A 1,894-nucleotide genomic window follows, 5' to 3' on the forward strand; every position below is an offset into this window, starting at 1 on the left:
CACAAAGGTGCTGCACATAATCCACAAGTGCAAACGCCAGTGGCTGCTGCCGGCAATGATCTTCTCGCGCGAAAGTTTGGCGCCATGCATAAAGAACAGCAGGGCGATGGCGGCGGTGGTCAAATATTCAAAGATGTCGACAAAGACGCCTTTGGCAGGAATAAAGCTGGCCAGCAGCACGGTGATGATGAGTTTAATCATCATCGGATCGAGGCGTAAAAATCCCATTGTTAAAATCCGGTTAAATTTAAAAAATTGATGGTGCTGATTGTGCGCCCGCTGGGTTTAGAAATAAAATTGATTTATTGCATCAATCTATGAGCGATATCGATGAATTACACTTTACGTCAGCTGCGAACCTTTGTGGCGGTGGCACATCACGGCAGCTTCAGTCTGGCCGGACAGGCGATTGGTTTGAGTCAGTCTGCGGTTAGCCACAGCATTAAAGAGCTGGAAGCGGAAATGGGCGTACGCTTACTGGATCGCACCACGCGAGAAGTGATGCTGACCGAAGCGGGGCAGCAGCTGGCCACGCGGCTTAATCGTCTGTTGGAAGATCTCAACACCACCGTGTTGGATGTGCGCAGCTATGGCGAACAGCGCAGCGGCACGGTGCGTGTTGCCGCCAGTCAAACGCCTTCTGCCCACCTGATGCCGCAGTGTCTGGCCAGCAGCCAGCAGCGCTATCCGGATATCCGCGTCATCCTGCATGATCGCGTGCAGCAATGGGTGTTGCAAAGCGTACGCAATGCGGAGGTTGATTTTGGTATTGTGATTGGTCCGCTCAACGACACCGATTTCGATAGCGAAGAGATTCTGCAGGAGCCTTTTTTACTGCTGTGTCATGAAGATGACGAGCTGGCGCAAATTGAGCAGGCGCAGTGGTCGATGCTGGCCGGACGCAATATGGTGTTGCAGGATTATGCTTCGGGCAGTCGCGTGTTAGTCGATGCCGCGCTGCAACAACTGGCGTTAAATGTGAATGTGGTGCAGGAAATCGGTCATCCCGCCACGCTTTATCCGATGGTGGAAGCGGGGATTGGCATCAGCATTCTGCCCGCGCTGGCCTTGCCGTTGCCGTCAGGACGCAAACTCACAGTGCGACGTCTCTATCCGGAAATTAATCGCAGCCTGATGCTGATAAAGCGCAAAAACCGCTCGCTGACACCCGCCGCAGAAGCGATCTGGCAGGAAGTGCGTCAGCAGGCGGCCCTGCTGACGCAACAACGTATGCTAAAGCCGGCGTTTTAAACGTACACGTTGATCTGATTGGTATCGGTTGGACGGTTAATACCATCGGCTTTGTTCGCCGCTGGTTGCTGAGCTTCCTGTTTCTGCTGCGCTTTCTCGGCTTGCTGCTGCTCAATCTGTGCGATTTGCGCTTCAATCATTTGAATTTGTGATTGCAGCATCTGCTCCTGTTCAGACTTTTGCTCATCGGTGAGCGTATCGTCGCTGGAAAGATCTTTCAGCTGCTTGGTGATGGATTGAATCTGCTTGTTAAGGCTGGCGATTTCTGAGGTCGATCCGCCGCCGCTACTTGCGGTGCTGACACTACTAACGCTGGATATAGACATGGTTTTCTCCTTGCAATAGACCATTATCGTTATCGGTCAGAGCAGCGGGAGGCTTGAGGGCAGGGAGTGTTAAGCTTGCGAAAAGGTTTTGTTGGGTTTTGGTTCGCTAAGGTGCCAGCGATAGAAACGAAAAAAGCGCCTAAAGGCGCTTTTCTCTGAATTGGTGGGTCGTGCAGGATTCGAACCTGCGACCAATTGATTAAAAGTCAACTGCTCTACCAACTGAGCTAACGACCCGAAGTGGTGGGTGATGACGGGCTCGAACCGCCGACCCCCTCCTTGTAAGGGAGATGCTCTACCAACTGAGCTAATCACCC

3 protein-coding genes and 2 tRNA genes are annotated in these 1,894 nt (G+C 52.5%); 1 reads left to right on the forward strand and 4 read right to left on the reverse strand.

Translation table 11 applies throughout. The annotated features are described in order from the left end of the window. Window positions 1–228 (reverse strand): bile acid:sodium symporter (locus tag RTY00_RS24310; protein ID WP_312666680.1); only part of this gene is annotated, 228 nt, incomplete at its 3' end. 102 nt (window positions 229–330) lie between these two features. Here RTY00_RS24310 and RTY00_RS24315 point away from each other — a divergent pair. Beyond that, window positions 331–1,251, forward strand: coding sequence for a LysR substrate-binding domain-containing protein (locus tag RTY00_RS24315; RefSeq protein WP_312666681.1), 921 nt, complete (start codon window positions 331–333; stop codon window positions 1,249–1,251). Here RTY00_RS24315 and RTY00_RS24320 read toward each other — a convergent pair. The 3 genes from RTY00_RS24320 to RTY00_RS24330 form a co-directional block, all read right to left on the reverse strand. Continuing rightward, window positions 1,248–1,577, reverse strand: coding sequence for a FlxA-like family protein (locus RTY00_RS24320; RefSeq protein ID WP_154155757.1), 330 nt, complete (start codon window positions 1,575–1,577; stop codon window positions 1,248–1,250). The two genes, RTY00_RS24315 and RTY00_RS24320, sit on opposite strands and share 4 nt — an antisense overlap. A 161-nt stretch (window positions 1,578–1,738) precedes the next feature. Further along, window positions 1,739–1,814, reverse strand: a tRNA-Lys gene (locus tag RTY00_RS24325). Window positions 1,815–1,818: 4 nt separating this feature from the next. Further along, window positions 1,819–1,894 (reverse strand) — tRNA-Val (locus RTY00_RS24330).

It is taken from the genome of Pantoea sp. CTOTU49201 (genome assembly GCF_032054795.1).
Lineage (GTDB): Bacteria > Pseudomonadota > Gammaproteobacteria > Enterobacterales > Enterobacteriaceae > Pantoea > Pantoea symbiotica.

Bases quoted from the DNA above. Each gene is read 5' to 3' on its own strand.
- RTY00_RS24315 (WP_312666681.1), top strand. From the start codon at position 331: ATGAATTACACTTTACGTCAGCTGCGAACCTTTGTGGCGGTGGCACAT.
- RTY00_RS24320 (WP_154155757.1), bottom strand. From the start codon at position 1,577: ATGTCTATATCCAGCGTTAGTAGTGTCAGCACCGCAAGTAGCGGCGGC.